Below are 14,960 nucleotides of genomic sequence, written 5' to 3' on the forward strand. Positions count from 1 at the left end.
TGCAAGCGCGGCAATCAGGATGCACCATACCGAAGACCTGGTTGCGAAGACCAACGTCGCGCACTCAGAAGGAAGAGGGAGCAGAAGAGCACGGAGAGACGGATTGCAGCGGAACGGAGAGGAACGGTACGCATGAACAGGTTCGCTCTGCATACTTGGGCGAGCCTCTATGGCCACGGTTGACCGTTCTTCAAGAGGGATGATTTACCAAGATTGCAGGCAAACAGTAAACGGTTCACAGAGTGGGATGAACGGGCGAAAAATCAGGCTGAATGGTGTGATTCGCGGCACATCCGCTTAGCCAAAGAAGGGGCCAAACTGGTAGGTTGATACAGAAGGTTTCCTGACCCCGCGATGACCTCAAGCCCTTATTTTTCTCTGGCCGTTTTGTTTTTTGGCGCACTCGGATTCGGACTTGCGCCGCTGGGGTTGGCATGGCTGTGGGCACGGGTATTCGCACCGGCCAAGCCGAACGCGATCAAGAATGCGATTTATGAGTGCGGGCTTGAGTCCAAAGGCGATGCATGGGTGCAGTTCCGCTCGGCCTATTACCTGTACGCGATTATCTTTCTCATCTTTGATGTGGAAGCGGTCTTTTTGCTGCCGTTTGCAGTGGTGTTTACGGGGCTGAGCGGAGGGGCATGCTTGGCGATGCTGGCGTTTGTGCTTCTGCTAGTCGAAGGGCTGGCCTGGGCGTGGGCGAAGGGAGTTTTGACGTGGCAATAGATCAGGAATTGAAGATCGAATTAGGTAAACAGGGTATCTTTGTCACGACCATTCAGGAACTCTACAACTGGGGTCGCAAGAGCTCGGTGTGGCCGATGCAGTTTGGGCTGGCGTGTTGCGCGATTGAGATGATTGCCACGACAATGGCGCGCTATGACCTGGCGCGGTTTGGAGCGGAGGTGTTTCGGCCGTCGCCCCGTCAGGCGGACCTGATGATTGTCTCCGGTACGGTGACAAAGAAGATGGCGCCGCAGGTGGTAAGGCTTTATAACCAGATGGCCGAGCCGAGGTATGTGATCGCGATGGGAGCGTGCGCAATCTCCGGCGGCCCGTTCAAGCAGGGATACAACGTGCTGAAGGGGATTGATCGTTATATTCCTGTGGATGTGCACATTCCGGGTTGCCCTCCGCGACCCGAGGCGCTGCTGCAGGCTTTTATGACGTTGCAGAAGAAGATTGACGAGCATAGCCTGACGGGCGAAAACAGGCCGCGTTACCTGAATGCCGATGCGCCTGGTGAGTTTCCGGTTCCAGAACAGGGCGAACACGATCTGGTGCCTCCTTCAAATCCGAACGTATGGACCGTGCCGGTGGTGATCCGCTGATGAAGACGGTCGAGGAGATTAAGGCAGCGATTGAGGTGGCAGTGCCGGGCGCGCGCGCGGAGATTGTGCCCAATGGTAGCCCCAGCGCTGAACACTCTCTGCTGCTGGATGCGGCTCACGCCTTTGCCGTGGCGAAATTTCTGCGCGATGACGCGGAACTCAAACTGGATTTTCTTTCCAATGTGACGGGTGTCGACTGGCTGGATAAAGAGACTACGGAGAAGGTGAAGGTTACGCATCCGGTTGAAAAGGAAGTGGACGGTGTTAAGACGATTGTGGATGAGACCGTGGAGGAGACGAAGAAGACGGTCACACCAGGTTATCTTGAAGCGGTCTATCACCTGTATTCGATGGCGAAGAAACATGGTCCGGTGATTCTGCGCATACGCACTGGTAACCGGAGCGACAAAGTGGAGCTGCCTTCGCTTACTCCGATCTGGCGCGCAGCGGAGTTTCAGGAGCGTGAGGTCTTCGATCTATTCGGAATCATCTTTACCGGGCATCCGGACCTGCGGCGGATTTTGATGTGGGATGAATTCAAGGATTATCCGATGCGGCGCGATTATGTGGACCCGGATGACTACGAGTACGAACCTACGCCGCATGACGAGGTGTTGAAGCGCGCGCAGGCGCATCAGGCAGCGGCGAAGACGGAGGCGGCACAGTGAGCGAGAGCTTATTGGAAACTTGGAACCGGCCTCCAGTGATTGAAGCTGACGGCGAAGGCGAGCTGCTGGAAATTTCAATGGGGCCGCACCATCCTTCAACGCACGGCGTTTTTCGCATGGATGTAGCGTTGGATGGCGAGCGCGTGATCAAGCTGAAGCCCGTGTTTGGCTATCTTCACCGCAATCATGAGCAGATCGGGCAGACAGTAGGCTATCTGCAGATGATGCCGTATACCGATCGGCTGGACTACTTCTGCTCACTGACAAATAACTGGGCGTATGCTCTGACGGTTGAGAAGCTGGTGGGGCAGGCTGTGCCGGAGCGAGCGGAGTACATTCGCGTGATTCTGGCGGAGCTGACGCGTATTCAGAATCATGCTTCGACGATTGGTTTTTTGACGCAGGAGATGGGCGCGAGCGGCACGCCGCTAATGTACGCATTCCGCGAGCGCGAGAAGATTCTGGATTTGTTTGAGAGCCTGACGGGCTCGCGCTTGATGTGCAACTACATGCGCTTTGGCGGTTGCCGAGTTGATATGTCGGAGGCGCACTTGAATGCAGCGCGGAAGGTTGTGGCGGAACTACCGCAGTTTATAGACGAATTTGAGAATCTACTGACTTCGAACGAGATTTTGATGGCGCGGTGCCAGGGCATAGGCGTCGTCAAGCCCGAATTGGCGGTGAATGCGGGTATAACCGGGCCGATGCTGCGTGCAGCGGGCGTGAACTACGACATCCGTAAAGTGGACCGCTATGGTATCTACGACCGGTTTAGCTTCCGCGTGCCGCTGGGTGAGCACGGCGATATTTATGACCGCTATATGGTTCGCGTGTTGGAAATGCGCGAGTCACTGAAGATTCTGGAGCAGGCGTTGAAGGATATTCCGGCGGGACCGTTTGTGGACCCCAAGGCGAAAATTCGCGGCTTTAAACCCAAGCCGGGCGAGGCGTATGGGCGCATTGAAGCTCCGAAGGGCGAACTCGGGTTCTATCTGATCAGCGATGGCGGCACATCGCCGTACCGTTTTCGCATCCGGCCACCGAGCTTTATCAATCTGACAATTCTGGAAGACATGTGCCTGGGGCAAAACGTGGCCGATGTGGTGGTGATCTTTGGCAGTGTGGATATTGTGCTTGGTGAAGTAGACCGATAGGAGAGGCAACGTGCTGGGTGAAGGCTTACTGAAGGGGCTGGCGGAGACGGCAAGAAACTTTGCAGGCAGCTTTGTCTCAAAAGAACGGCTAACGACAGTCCAGTATCCGGAGGAGCGTCATCCGCTGCCGGAGGCCTCGCGTAACTTTCCGTTTCTGGTGTATGACGGCGCAGACTGGGAGGCGGGACTGCGCTGCGTGGCCTGCCAGATATGCGAAAAAGAGTGCCCGCCCAAGTGCATCTACATCGAAAAAAGTAAGGACAAGAAGCCGGATTATGCGGGTAAGTTGCAGATTTATCCGACGCAGTTCGACATCGACATATCCGTATGCATGAGTTGCCAGATCTGCGTGGAAGTATGTCCGTTTGAGGCGATCAAGATGGACAACGAGTTTGAACTGGCAACGGATGATCGCTTTGGAGGGTTGCTGCAAGATCGCAAGCAGCTTGCGAAACCCAATGAGTACTACCACAAGATTCACCCGACGGAGGCTGCGGAGGTAGACGCGCGCCTGGCGGAAGAGAAGGCCAAGGTTGAGGAAAAGGCCAGGGCTGCGGCAGTCGCTGCTGCCGCCAAGGCTGCTGCTGCTGCGCCCAAGCCTGCAGAGGGGGCTCAACCGCAATGACGAATACGCTCGATCAGATATTTGTGCTGCTGAAACACTGGATTATCGGATTCCTGCCAGTGTGGCTGCAGCCTATCGTGGCTGCGCTTTTGAGCGTGGTGGCGATTCTGGCGGTCTTTCCGGGGCTATTTGCGATCTCTGTACTACTTGAGCGCAAGGGACTGGGCCGCATGCAGAACCGCATCGGGCCGAATCGTGTGGGGCCGCTTGGTGTGCTGCAGCCAGTAGCAGATGGTATCAAGGCGCTGATCAAAGAGGATGTGATTCCTTACAGTGCGGACCACGTTGTGCATTTTCTTGCGCCGGTGATGCTGGTGGTTGTGGTCTTTATGGGCTACGCCGTGCTGCCGATGGGCCGCAATATGACCTTTGTGCCGATGGATGCGGGCTTGTTGTTTTACTTCGCTATGGGTGCCTCGGCCGAGCTGACGGTTTTCATGGCGGGGTGGTCGAGCCGCAATAAGTATTCGCTGCTCGGAGCAATGCGTGCGGTGGCGCAGATGATCAGCTACGAGGTTCCGCTGCTGATGTCAAGCGTGGTGATTGTGATGATGACAGGATCACTCTCGCTGGACAAGATTGTGGAAGTGCAGAACCAGTACACATGGGGATTGCCGCATTGGTTTGTATTTACGCCGATGGGCTTTGCTGCATTTGTGATGTTTGCCATTGCGGCAACTGCGGAGACTAATCGTTCGCCATTTGATCTGCCGGAAGGTGAGTCAGAGCTTGTCGCGGGGTACTTCACGGAATACTCGGGATTCAAGTTTGCGGAGTTTTTCCTTGGCGAGTATGTTGCGATGCTTTCGATCTCGGGCCTCGGCGCAACACTCTTTCTGGGCGGATGGAGCGCGCCGCTTGCGATTTTGAATGTGGTTCCGTCGTGGTTCTGGTTTTTTGCAAAGATCATGACGTGGATATGCTTCTACATCTGGATGCGCGGAACATTCCCGCGCCTTAGGCAAGATCAGCTCATGAATTTTGCGTGGAAGTTTGTGTTGCCAATGACGCTGCTGAACCTGTTAGTTGCAGGATTGTGGCGGTTTATGGGCGAGGGCTTCCTACGCTGGGTTGTCTGCTCGGCGATTTTGCTGTCCGCATACATCATTGGAGGGCGCATAGGGATGCGGAGCAAGAAATTTGGCCCACGGAGTTACCGCTATGCCGAGTAGAGCCGAAAGGATGGGCCGCGGATGGTGATCTTTGCGATTCTGGCCGCTCTCACTGTTGCTGGTGGACTAGCGGCGGTAATGCTACGCAATACAGTACACTGCGCGCTTGCAGTGGCAGTGGCCTTTGCAGGACTGGCGCTCTTGTTTCTGCGATTGAACGCGCAGTTTGCGGGCTTTGCGCAGATTCTCGTCTATGTTGGCGCCGTGGCGATTCTGGTGGTGTTTGCAATTCTATTGACACGCAACTCAGAGACGCCTGCGACGGGTGTTTTCAGCAAGACATGGCTGGCCGGGCTGGTTATCGCAGCGGCAGTTTTTGCTGTGCTGGCATGGGCCGTCATCAAAAGTCAGGCAGCATTGCCGCAGGAGCAGACTGAGCCGCAGATTAGCGTCGCACAGATTGGTAATGCATTGATGGGTCGCTACGTGTTGCCACTCGAGATTGTTGCTGTATTGCTTACCGCGGCGATGATTGGTGCCGTGATTGTGGCAATGCACGAGAAAGGGAGCGCGAAGTGAGTCCGCTTTCCTGTTATTTGTTGGTGGCTGCGCTGGTGTTTGCCATTGGACTTGCCGGTGCTTTGACGCGCCGCAATGCCATTCTCGTATTGATTGGCATTGAGCTGATGCTGAATGCGGCCAACCTGAATCTGATTGCGTTCTGGCGCTATGGACCAAATCCGGCCGCGCTGACCGGGCTAATGTTTGCCGTATTTTCGATTGCTGTAGCCGCCGCAGAGGCGGCTGTAGGACTGGGTCTTGTGATCTCTATCTATCGACACTTGCGTACAACCGATCTCGACGAGATCAGCCGGATGAAAGGGTGAGCCGATGATGCAAGGGACGAACGGCTTTGCTCTTCAAACAGCTGCATCTGGAATCACGCAGCTTTTGTGGCTGATTCCGGCCATACCAATGGTAGCTGCGGGCGTGATTGCTCTACTGAAACAGCCTGCACGGAAGCTTGCCGCAACGCTGGCCATTGGCTCGCTTGCGCTTTCGCTGCTTCTTGCGCTGGTTGCATTTAGTCATGTGCTCTCCGGCTGGACGAGCGGTCATAACGTTCGCGAGACAGCGAACTTTACCTGGTTGCAATTCGGTACATCTACGGTCGATCTTGGCTGGGTCCTCGATCCGCTCTCCGCCGTGATGTTGGTGATGGTGACCTTCGTCGGTCTGCTCATCGTTATCTACTCGACTGGCTACATGGCGCATGACGAAAACTTCACGCGGTTCTTCTGCTTTCTCTCGCTCTTTGCCGGTGCCATGCTCGGCGTGGTCATTGCGAACAGCCTGTTGCTATTGTTCATGTGCTGGGAACTGGTTGGCCTCACTTCGTATCTGCTGATCGGGTTCTGGTATCAGAAACCCTCCGCTGCCGCGGCTGCCAAGAAGGCGTTTCTGACTACACGGGTGGGAGATATTTTCTTCCTGCTTGGCATTGTGTGGCTCTTTGCGCAGACGGGAACGCTGCTTTTCTATAACAGCGGCGCGGGTTCAATGGAGCCTGCAGCTCTGAACGGCTTGCTGGCAGCACCGGCTGCGTTGGGACTGAGTGCGGCTACAGTGATCGGGCTGCTGATCTTTGCTGGCGCAGCCGGCAAAAGCGGCCAATTGCCGCTGCATGTGTGGCTGCCGGATGCGATGGAAGGTCCGACGCCTGTCTCTGCGTTGATTCACGCAGCGACGATGGTAGCTGCGGGCGTGTATTTAATCGCACGTGTTTACCCGCTGATGCAGGCAGGCACGCCGGCGGGCGGAATAACAACGGCGCTGACCGTGGTGACATGGGTGGGCGCAGCTACCGCGGTCTTTGCCGCGCTTATCGCCGTGGCTCAGGATGACATCAAGCGCATTCTGGCTTACTCTACGGTCTCACAGCTTGGGTACATGATGGCTGGACTTGGATTAGGCGGCGTGGCGGTGGGCATGTTCCATCTGATTACGCATGCGTTCTTCAAGGCGCTCTTGTTTATGGGCGCGGGATCGGTGATCCATGGCGTACATGAGGAGCAGGATGTGCGCAAGATGGGCGGCCTGCGGAAGGCGATGCCGCTCACGTTTGCGACATACGCGATTGGTATGCTTGCGCTGAGCGGATTCCCGATCGTCTTCTCTGGTTTTTGGAGCAAGGATGGAATTCTGGCGGCTGCGAAGGATGCGCATTTCAGCAGAGGACCGTTTTATCTGCTGGTGTTTGGCGCGGTCCTGACGGCGTTTTATATGACGCGCCAGGTTAGCTATGTCTTCTTTGGCAAGTGGCGTGGACATGGCCATGCGCATGAGAGCCCGGCAGTGATGACCGCACCGCTCGCTATTCTTGCCTTTTTTGCGATTGCGCTGGGTGTGATTGGGACGCCGGCGTGGCCGTGGTTCCGGAGTTTTCTCGAAGGGCATGCGGCTGCAATTGAGTTTGGGAAGTTTGGCGAATCAGAATTTCTAGTGTTGCTTCTGACCTCAACGTTAATTGTGCTCGTGGGGCTTGGGTTCGGTTGGCTACTGTATGGTTCGAAGTCGCCTGCGCCGGAAGAACGCGACGTGCTGGAAAAGGCCGTGCCACCGGTTTGGGCTGCACTGCGCAACCGCTTGTACGTGGATGAGTTTTATGGTGTGACGTTCATCGCGTTCTACAAATGGTGGGCGGAGGTTGCAGATTGGCTCGACCGGCGTGTATGGGGCGGGATTGTAGCGCTGGTGATATGGGTATTTGGCCGGCTGGCCCACTTCGATCGCTTCTTTGACAACGAATGGGTGAACGGTGGCTTTGACAAGGGCTGCGAGGAGCTTTACTCAGGCGGCGGTCTGCTGGCTCGCGTGCAGTCCGGACGCACGCAAACCTATCTGCGGCTGCTTGCTGTTGCCGTTGTTGTGCTGGCAGTCATTCTGATCTGGAGCAGCCGCCCATGATCGGAACAGAGACGAACGGGATTCCAATGTTGACTTTGTTGACTGCGCTGCCAATTGTGGGAGCAGTGATTGCGCTCTTTGCTGGAAGGTTCGCGCGGCTGGTGGCGATGCTGGCTGCGGCTGCGAGCCTGGCGGTCGCACTCGTGGTATGGACGCATCTGCCGTCTGATGGAAGTATGGGTTTTGTGGAACGCGCTGCATGGGCGCCATCGCTTGGAATTGAATACCACCTTGGCGCGGACGGACTGAGCGCGCTGATGCTGGTGCTTTCTGCGATCGTGGCGCTCATGTCGATTGATGCGGCCCACCGTGTGTACCGGCAGCCGAATCTATATTTCGCGTTGGTGTTATTGCTTGAAGCAGGACTTTTCGGCGCGTTTACAGCGCAGAATTTCTTCCATTGGTTTCTCTTTTGGGAGCTGAGTCTGATTCCTGCGTTTTTCCTGATCAAGCTCTGGGGCGGCGCGAAGCGTGGGCCGACTGCAACGCAGTTTTTTGTGTATACGATGGCGGGCTCGGTGGCCCTGCTGCTGGCATTTCTTGGCGTGTTTCTGGCTACGGGCAGCATGGACTTTGAGCATTTGACACTGCTTGCTTCCACGGGCGAGCTGGAGCAAATTGTTACCGCGCATCTGGGGCCGGTAATGCCGTGGCTGGCCGTGGGCGTGCTGGCAGGATTTGCAGTAAAGGTACCGCTGATGCCGTTTCATACATGGCTACCTGAAGCGTACAGTGAAGCGCCTTCTCCCGTAACGATGCTGCTGACGGGCACGATGTCGAAGATGGGCGTCTACGGTATGCTGCGGATTGCGTTGCCCCTATTTGGAGTGCAGATTGCTGCGATGCGGACGCCGCTGCTGGTGCTTGCGGTGGCGACGGTGGTGATGGGCGCGTGGGCTGCAGCAGCGCAGAAGGATCTGAAGCGGGTGTTTGCATACTCGTCTGTGAATCACCTGGGCTACTGCATGCTGGGAATCTTTGCGCTGGCGGTACCGGCGACAAGCGCGGCAATGCAGACGAGCCAGGCGGCAGCGTTGAATGGCGTGATTCTGCAGATGTTTAATCACGGCATTACAGCAGCGGCGCTGTTCTGGTTTATTGCGCTCCTGCAGGAACGTAGTGGAGGAGCGCGCGGAATTGACGACTTTGGCGGACTGCGCAAGCCTGCCCCAGTTTTTGCGGGACTGATGGGGATTGCGCTGTTCTCGTCGCTCGGGCTCCCCGGACTGAATGGATTCGTGGGCGAGTTTCTCATCTTCCGTGGGGTGTTTCCGCTGGCGTGGGTGGCGGCCACCGTAAGTGTGCTGGGATTGCTGGTGACTGCCGCGGTGATTCTCACGGTGATTCAGAAAGTTTTTGCGGGCCCTGTGCCTGAGCGCTGGACTGCGTTTGCCGATCTGCATACCGGAGAGCGTCTGGCGCTGGCTCCGGTGATTGCGCTGATGCTGCTCATCGGCCTGCTGCCGCAGTTGATTGTGGACGGCGTCAATCCCACGGTGGTGAACCTGCTGGCGCACTGGAGATTTTAAGAACCGATGCTTGCCTGGACGATTTATCTCTCATTTGCCGGCGCGTTAGTTGAGGCTCTGCTGCCCAAGGGCAAGCCTGCGCTTGCGCGCGCAGTGGCTCTCGTGGTGGCATTGGCCGGGCTTGTAATTGCGATTTGTGGATTTGCCGGCGGCGCGGGTCAAGGGCGCGTGGTGCTGGTGGACACGCCGTGGGTGCCTGCAATGGGGATTCATTACACTCTGGCGGCGGATGGAATCAGCCGCGTGCTGGTGCTGCTGACCGGACTGGCTGCTGTGGCTGGCGTGCTGTTCAGTTGGAATATCGAGCTGAGGACGAATGAGTTTTTTGCGTTTTTCCTGGCGCTGATTGGCGGTGTGTACGGCGTATTTCTAAGCTTCGACCTGTTCCTGCTGTTTGTGTTCTATGAGATCGCAATTGTGCCGAAGTATTTTTTGATTGCGATCTGGGGTTCGACACGGCGGGAGTACGCCGCGATGAAGCTGGCGCTTTATTCGTTTGCCGGCTCGGCAATGGTGCTGATCGGACTGCTGGCCGCGTATGCGATGGCAGGCAGCCATTCGACGGGGATTGTCGAGTTGGGCCATGCGGCGCTGCCGGTGAGCTTTCAAATGTGGGCGTTTCCGCTGGTGTTTGTGGGATTCGCAATTCTGGCCGGTATGTGGCCATTCCACACATGGGCGCCGACTGGTCACGTAGCTGCGCCGACTGCAGCTTCGATGCTGCTGGCCGGCGTGGTCATGAAGCTGGGTGCATACGGGTGCCTGCGTGTGGCGATGGGATTGTTCCCGCACGGTATGGACCCGTGGGGCTTCGGCTTTCTCGGCATTGGATCGTGGCGAGATGTTTTTGCTGTGCTGGCGGTGATTGGGATTATTTATGGTGCGCTGGTGGCGCTGGTGCAGACGGATTTCAAATTTGTCATTGGCTACTCGAGCGTGAGTCACATGGGATTTGTGCTGCTGGGGTTGATGACGTTGAACCAGATTGGCGTGACGGGCGCGGTGCTGCAGATGTTTTCGCACGGCGTGCTTGCGGGACTGCTGTTCGGCATTGTGGGGCGGATTGTGTACGAGCGAACGCACACGCGGCAACTGGCGGAACTGGAGACGATGCACCTTTCAAAGCGGCTGCCGTTTGCGGCGTGGGGATTCGCGATTGCGGGCATCGCTTCGATGGGATTGCCAGGTTTTTCGGGGTTTGTGGCGGAGTTGCAGGTGCTTGTCGGGTCATGGAAAGCCGATCCGTGGTGGACTGCTGCGGCCGGCGTTGGCATCGTGATCGGTGTTGCGTACACGTGGCGAGCATTGCAGAAGGCATTCTTCAGCGATGCGCCGTCTATGGCGCACACTCATGAGCATGGACACGAGCTGGCTGCGATTACGTGGCCCGAGGTGACGGGATTTACGTTGCTGGCGGCGACGAGTCTGCTGGTGGGCTTGTGGCCGCGGGTACTGCTGGATTCGATTGAGCCGGCGGTGAAAGCGCTGCTTGCGGGAGGTGCGCAATGAATTATGGCGAACTCTTCCACGTGACGCTGCCGGAGACGGCTCTTGACCTTGCTGCGCTTCTTGTACTGCTTGTTGATCTGGCTTTTCTGCGCAAGGCTGCGTTACAAGTGCGCCTAAGTTCGGCCGCTGTGATCGGCGTGATTGGATGCTTGGCCGCAATGTGGGCGGTTGGCATGCAGACTAGCGCTGGATTCAGTGTTGATGGTTTGCTTGTGCTGGCCAATGGCGGTGTTACTGCCGTGGCGCAGATGGGCGTACTGGTTTTGACTGCGGTAACGCTGCTGCTGCTGATTGATTCGAGCTTTACGAAGCATCCGGGCGAGTTTGTTGCTGTTGTGCTGATGGCGGCGTCCGGTGGGCTAGTGATTTCCGCGGCGCGGGATCTGCTTGTCATCTTTATCGGTCTCGAGTTGCTGAGTATTGGGCTATATATCCTGACGGCGTTTGGTAAGACTTCTGCGAAGAGTGCTGAGGCGGCGCTGAAGTACTACTTGTTTGGTGGAATGTCGGCGGCGTTTTTGTTATTTGGGTTCAGCTATTTTTACGGTCTGACCGGCAGTACGAATCTGTATGAGATTCAGAGTTCGATTGCCAATTCGGGTTCGTCGCCGCTACTGATTGTGGCGTGGGTTTTAGTTGTAGCAGGGTTGGGATTCAAGGTTGCGGCGGTCCCGTTTCATTTGTGGGCTCCTGACACTTATGAAGGCGCACCTGCTCCGGCGGCGGCGTTTATCGCATCGGTTTCTAAGATTGCAAGTTTTACGTTACTGCTGACTTTCAGTTTTCAGTGGTTGCAGGTTTCGAATGAATATCTGAGCGGTGCGCGACCAGCGGTTGAGCATTACATCGTCAGCGCTTATCAAAGCTGGCAGCATCTTGCGCTGGTGTTGTTGATTGCTGCCGTCGCTTCGATGATTGTGGGCAATCTAGCGGCATTGGCACAGACGAGTGTCAGACGGCTACTGGCTTATTCCGCGATTGCACATGCTGGCTATATCCTGCTCGGAATTGCGATTTATTCGACCTACTCTGGGCAAAGCGATGTGATGTCGTTCTGGGGAAATGCCTTTAATGCTGGTGTCATAAGCCAGAACGCAGTTCTCTACTATGTGCTGACGTACGGACTGACGACGATTGGGGCTTTCGGCGTAATCGGCGTCGTGGAGCGTACGACGGGTAGCGATAAGCTGGATGCGTTTCTTGGGCTACATAAGCGAAACCCTGTGCTGGCTGCGGTGCTGTTGATTCTCTTCCTTTCTCTGGCGGGGATTCCGCCGCTGGTTGGCTTCTGGGCGAAGTTCAATCTCTTTGCCGCGGTACTAGCTGTCGGCGGTGGGGTGTGGCCGTTTGCATTGGTGGCGCTGGCGGTGGCGATGAGTGCTGTTTCGCTTTACTACTATCTGCAGGTGCTGAAACGCGCTTATGTAATGCCGGCGGTGGATGATACTCCGATCCACGTACATCCAGTGACGATGCTGGTGCTGATGGCGATTGCGGCGGCAGTGGTGCTGGCGGGCTGCTTGCCGTCGGTGCTACAGGGCTGGATTGCGAGCTTTTAAAGCCACCAAAGCGAAGCCCCCGATCCGAATTCGGACCGGGGACTTTGCTTTTTGCAGGTTTTAGAACTTCACGAGAATTGCTCCAGTTATGCGGTTTTCAGTCTTGCGCAGATCAGGCGTCCATCCGGGAACAATAGAGCCAGGTGCGCCTTGGTTTCCGCCCGGCGGGGTAATGCCTCCAGGACCCGTAAAGTAGGGCACATCGGCGGCACGGTGGTTGTATTCCATCCTCCACGTGATGTATTGGCTCGGCATATAGTCGACAGTGGCAGACGTATCCCACGCCTTGTACTTGTCGCCCGGATTCTCTGTGAAGTACGGCGTGCCGGAGGTTGCTGTGGCTCCATTGATGGGCGGCAGCAGCACGAGGTAGCGTCCGGGGTTGTTAATGCCTCCACCGCCGATGGTAAGCGCGAATAGGTCACGGTCAAACCAGAGGCGATTATAGGCCATGTAGCCGATGAAGCTCTGCTTTGGACCTTTTGCGGAGTCGCCGGCGCAGCTTACGCTGGTTCCTGCCTGCACGTTGCCGCCGTGCTCGCAGCCCAGGTCAAAGGTGAGAGAGAAGGCTCCTTTGTCGAGACCGCGCGACTTGGTATCGAAGTACTTGTACTCGACGCTGTCGTCGGTGTGGTAGCGGACACGTCCGGGAACGCCGAGCACATCCTCGCCGAGCGCATATTGATTGCCGAGGATGGAGAGCTTGCCGTTGGGGCGCCAGAGTATCTGGCCGCCTACGCCGGGACGGTTATTAAAGCGGCCATACGACTGCCAGCCATTGACGAACCACGGCTCAATCTTCAATTTGTCCGTGAGGAATATCTGCGTGCGGACACCGGTAAAAAACCATGGTGTGTTGGACGAGACATACGAGGGCTGATAAGCCCAGTTGTCAAAGTTGTAATAGCTGAAGAGGCCAACGTAGGACATGAAGATACCTGCATCGACGTTGATGCCGTGCAGGGCATTCCAGTGGTAGCCGCCGTAAGCTTCCGAGAGATAACGGTAAGCGTCAGCTAAATCCCATTGGCCACGAGAGTAGCTGGCATCATTGCGCGGAGTGGTGGTGGAGTACATGCCGAACTGCGTCATGAAGCGTGCGCGGACGTTGTCATAGTGAAAGTCGCCACCGACGCCAAGCTGCGTGAGCTGTACTTCATTCGCGCGGAAGACTTCGCTGGAGCCGCCGATGGTGTCGTCCTGAGGATGGCGGAAGTCGTATGTGTAGTCGACGTCAGCGCGGACTTCCGGTGTGAAGAACTTGGAATCGAAGGCAGCGTCTTTGGTGCGCGGGTTGCCGTTAAGCCATGTGAAATCGGCAAAGGCAAAAGGCGCGCTCTTCTCCGCAGAACCAGAATTGACGGGAGCCGAAGATACCGCGACAGCGGTTGATGAGTCAGGCGAACCTGCTTTGACCGTAGGCGCTACAGAATCATGCGCGGCCGCTGATAGTTGCTCTGCGGGTTGTGGGGTGGGCTGCGGCGCACCGTTAGCGGAGCTCTTCGCTTTCAACTGGGCTTCGAGCTGTTCGATGCGCTGTTTCATTGCTTCGAGCTCGCGTAGCAGTGCTGCATTGGTGTCGGAGCCGTTGCTGGTCGACGCAGGCGCAGTTTCAGGGGAGCCGGTGCGGGGATCGGTTGTGGTTTGCGAGTAAGCGGACTGGTTAAGAAAAACAAAAGCGAGAGCAACAAGGATGGGAGAGATAAGCTGCCTATGCAGCATTGTGAGACGCCGGAACATTGAAGTTTCCTTTCAGCCACCCAACTAGCGAATGGGCGGTACGGGCCGGAGTCCAGCAGAGACTAGATTCTTCTGGACCGCAACATAGATTACGCCGCATATTGCAAGAAGGGTGAAAGAGAATCATGAGGAAGTCATAAGAACTATGTTAGGCAATAAGACAGATATATAGGCTAAGTAACAGAAACATAAAGACTAGAATAGTCCCGCCGCTGGCTGCGGATGTGATCTGGCATTTTTAAAGACAGCCTTTAGCTGTTAGCTCTTAGCTTCTAACTGTTCCAGGTCTCAAATCCAGAGACCTGGAACCCCAATTGAATGGCAGATTCAGCTTGACGGATCCAAGAACGGCGCTTGGTGCCGGGAGCGTTTTCGCTTTTCATTTGCCTTGGAAGCATGTTTTCTGGCTGAGGAGGCATTCTGCTATTAAGTCTTTTATTTGTATATCTTAGAGTGCATTTCTGGTATTTACCAATATGTAGACAAAACTTGTTACTTACGGGGGGGGCACCCTCAAGAAACTTTGCGCAATTTGCACATTAATTCGCGAAATCTGTCACACTAAAGCATCTCTCCCGAAGGTATAAAGTTCGGACGCCCCACCCTCGCCGCGTATTCGTATTAGCGGCCAGGCAGGGATCGCCCCACAGCAAGAGGAGAAACGCCCTGGTCTCTATATCCCTTGTCCCTTTTCCCTTTCTTTCCCCATTACCAAAGTCCACCACCCTTTCGTAACCCCACCTCCTTCAGAAACTTTGCATGCAAT

13 protein-coding genes are annotated in these 14,960 nt (G+C 56.1%); 12 read left to right on the forward strand and 1 reads right to left on the reverse strand.

Going from position 1 to position 14,960, the window contains the following annotated elements; genetic code table 11:
* Nucleotides 1-354 precede the first annotated feature (354 nt).
* The 12 genes from ABSG47_RS01860 to ABSG47_RS01915 are packed head-to-tail and all read left to right on the forward strand — an operon-like array spanning nt 355 to nt 12,454.
* The gene (locus ABSG47_RS01860) at nt 355-726 is read left to right on the forward strand and encodes an NADH-quinone oxidoreductase subunit A (protein WP_424165630.1); all 372 of its coding nucleotides are present in this window, start codon (nt 355-357) and stop codon (nt 724-726) included.
* Nucleotides 717-1,331 (forward strand): NADH-quinone oxidoreductase subunit B, encoded by a 615-nt coding sequence (locus ABSG47_RS01865; RefSeq protein WP_424165632.1) that lies wholly within the window; start codon nt 717-719, stop codon nt 1,329-1,331. Before ABSG47_RS01860 ends, ABSG47_RS01865 begins: the two co-directional genes overlap by 10 nt.
* A complete protein-coding gene (locus tag ABSG47_RS01870) occupies nt 1,331-1,999 on the forward strand; it encodes an NADH-quinone oxidoreductase subunit C (RefSeq protein ID WP_424165635.1) in 669 nt (222 codons plus the stop codon). Before ABSG47_RS01865 ends, ABSG47_RS01870 begins: the two co-directional genes overlap by 1 nt.
* Entirely contained in the window at nt 1,996-3,153 is a 1,158-nt protein-coding gene (locus ABSG47_RS01875) for an NADH-quinone oxidoreductase subunit D (RefSeq protein WP_424165638.1), read from the forward strand. Before ABSG47_RS01870 ends, ABSG47_RS01875 begins: the two co-directional genes overlap by 4 nt.
* A gap of 10 nt (nt 3,154-3,163) precedes the next feature.
* Nucleotides 3,164-3,778, forward strand: coding sequence for a 4Fe-4S dicluster domain-containing protein (locus tag ABSG47_RS01880; protein WP_424165640.1), 615 nt, complete (start codon nt 3,164-3,166; stop codon nt 3,776-3,778).
* On the forward strand, nt 3,775-4,950 hold the full coding sequence (gene nuoH, locus ABSG47_RS01885; RefSeq protein ID WP_424165642.1) for an NADH-quinone oxidoreductase subunit NuoH: 1,176 nt from the start codon (nt 3,775-3,777) through the stop codon (nt 4,948-4,950). The genes ABSG47_RS01880 and nuoH overlap by 4 nt, the downstream gene beginning before the upstream one ends.
* A 21-nt stretch (nt 4,951-4,971) precedes the next feature.
* On the forward strand, nt 4,972-5,469 hold the full coding sequence (locus ABSG47_RS01890) for an NADH-quinone oxidoreductase subunit J family protein (RefSeq protein ID WP_424165644.1): 498 nt from the start codon (nt 4,972-4,974) through the stop codon (nt 5,467-5,469).
* Nucleotides 5,466-5,777 carry an NADH-quinone oxidoreductase subunit NuoK gene (nuoK, locus tag ABSG47_RS01895; RefSeq protein WP_424165647.1) on the forward strand — a complete coding sequence of 104 codons (312 nt, stop codon included), beginning with the start codon at nt 5,466-5,468 and terminating at the stop codon, nt 5,775-5,777. The genes ABSG47_RS01890 and nuoK overlap by 4 nt, the downstream gene beginning before the upstream one ends.
* Before the next feature lie 4 nt (nt 5,778-5,781).
* On the forward strand, nt 5,782-7,857 hold the full coding sequence (gene nuoL, locus ABSG47_RS01900; protein ID WP_424165649.1) for an NADH-quinone oxidoreductase subunit L: 2,076 nt from the start codon (nt 5,782-5,784) through the stop codon (nt 7,855-7,857).
* Nucleotides 7,854-9,386: a complex I subunit 4 family protein gene (locus tag ABSG47_RS01905; protein WP_424165651.1), complete on the forward strand. Its 1,533-nt coding sequence runs from the start codon at nt 7,854-7,856 to the stop codon at nt 9,384-9,386. Before nuoL ends, ABSG47_RS01905 begins: the two co-directional genes overlap by 4 nt.
* 6 nt (nt 9,387-9,392) lie before the next feature.
* Nucleotides 9,393-10,895: a complex I subunit 4 family protein gene (locus ABSG47_RS01910; RefSeq protein ID WP_424165653.1), complete on the forward strand. Its 1,503-nt coding sequence runs from the start codon at nt 9,393-9,395 to the stop codon at nt 10,893-10,895.
* The gene (locus ABSG47_RS01915) at nt 10,892-12,454 is read left to right on the forward strand and encodes an NADH-quinone oxidoreductase subunit N (RefSeq protein WP_424165655.1); all 1,563 of its coding nucleotides are present in this window, start codon (nt 10,892-10,894) and stop codon (nt 12,452-12,454) included. The genes ABSG47_RS01910 and ABSG47_RS01915 overlap by 4 nt, the downstream gene beginning before the upstream one ends.
* 60 nt (nt 12,455-12,514) lie before the next feature.
* Here the strand turns inward: ABSG47_RS01915 and ABSG47_RS01920 are convergent, their stop codons facing one another.
* Complete coding sequence (locus tag ABSG47_RS01920) at nt 12,515-14,194, reverse strand: outer membrane beta-barrel protein (protein WP_424165657.1); 1,680 nt, start codon at nt 14,192-14,194, stop codon at nt 12,515-12,517.
* Nucleotides 14,195-14,960 lie beyond the last annotated feature (766 nt).

It is taken from the genome of Occallatibacter sp., assembly GCF_049510455.1.
Taxonomy (GTDB): Bacteria; Acidobacteriota; Terriglobia; order Terriglobales; family Acidobacteriaceae; genus Telmatobacter.

What these genes read in the sequence shown, in the direction of transcription:
- ABSG47_RS01860 (WP_424165630.1), top strand. Translation starts at nt 355, where the DNA reads ATGACCTCAAGCCCTTATTTTTCTCTGGCCGTTTTGTTTTTTGGCGCA.
- ABSG47_RS01870 (WP_424165635.1), top strand. Translation starts at nt 1,331, where the DNA reads ATGAAGACGGTCGAGGAGATTAAGGCAGCGATTGAGGTGGCAGTGCCG.
- nuoH (WP_424165642.1), top strand. Translation starts at nt 3,775, where the DNA reads ATGACGAATACGCTCGATCAGATATTTGTGCTGCTGAAACACTGGATT.
- ABSG47_RS01890 (WP_424165644.1), top strand. Translation starts at nt 4,972, where the DNA reads ATGGTGATCTTTGCGATTCTGGCCGCTCTCACTGTTGCTGGTGGACTA.
- nuoL (WP_424165649.1), top strand. Translation starts at nt 5,782, where the DNA reads ATGATGCAAGGGACGAACGGCTTTGCTCTTCAAACAGCTGCATCTGGA.
- ABSG47_RS01905 (WP_424165651.1), top strand. Translation starts at nt 7,854, where the DNA reads ATGATCGGAACAGAGACGAACGGGATTCCAATGTTGACTTTGTTGACT.
- ABSG47_RS01910 (WP_424165653.1), top strand. Translation starts at nt 9,393, where the DNA reads ATGCTTGCCTGGACGATTTATCTCTCATTTGCCGGCGCGTTAGTTGAG.
- ABSG47_RS01915 (WP_424165655.1), top strand. Translation starts at nt 10,892, where the DNA reads ATGAATTATGGCGAACTCTTCCACGTGACGCTGCCGGAGACGGCTCTT.
- ABSG47_RS01920 (WP_424165657.1), bottom strand. Translation starts at nt 14,194, where the DNA reads ATGTTCCGGCGTCTCACAATGCTGCATAGGCAGCTTATCTCTCCCATC.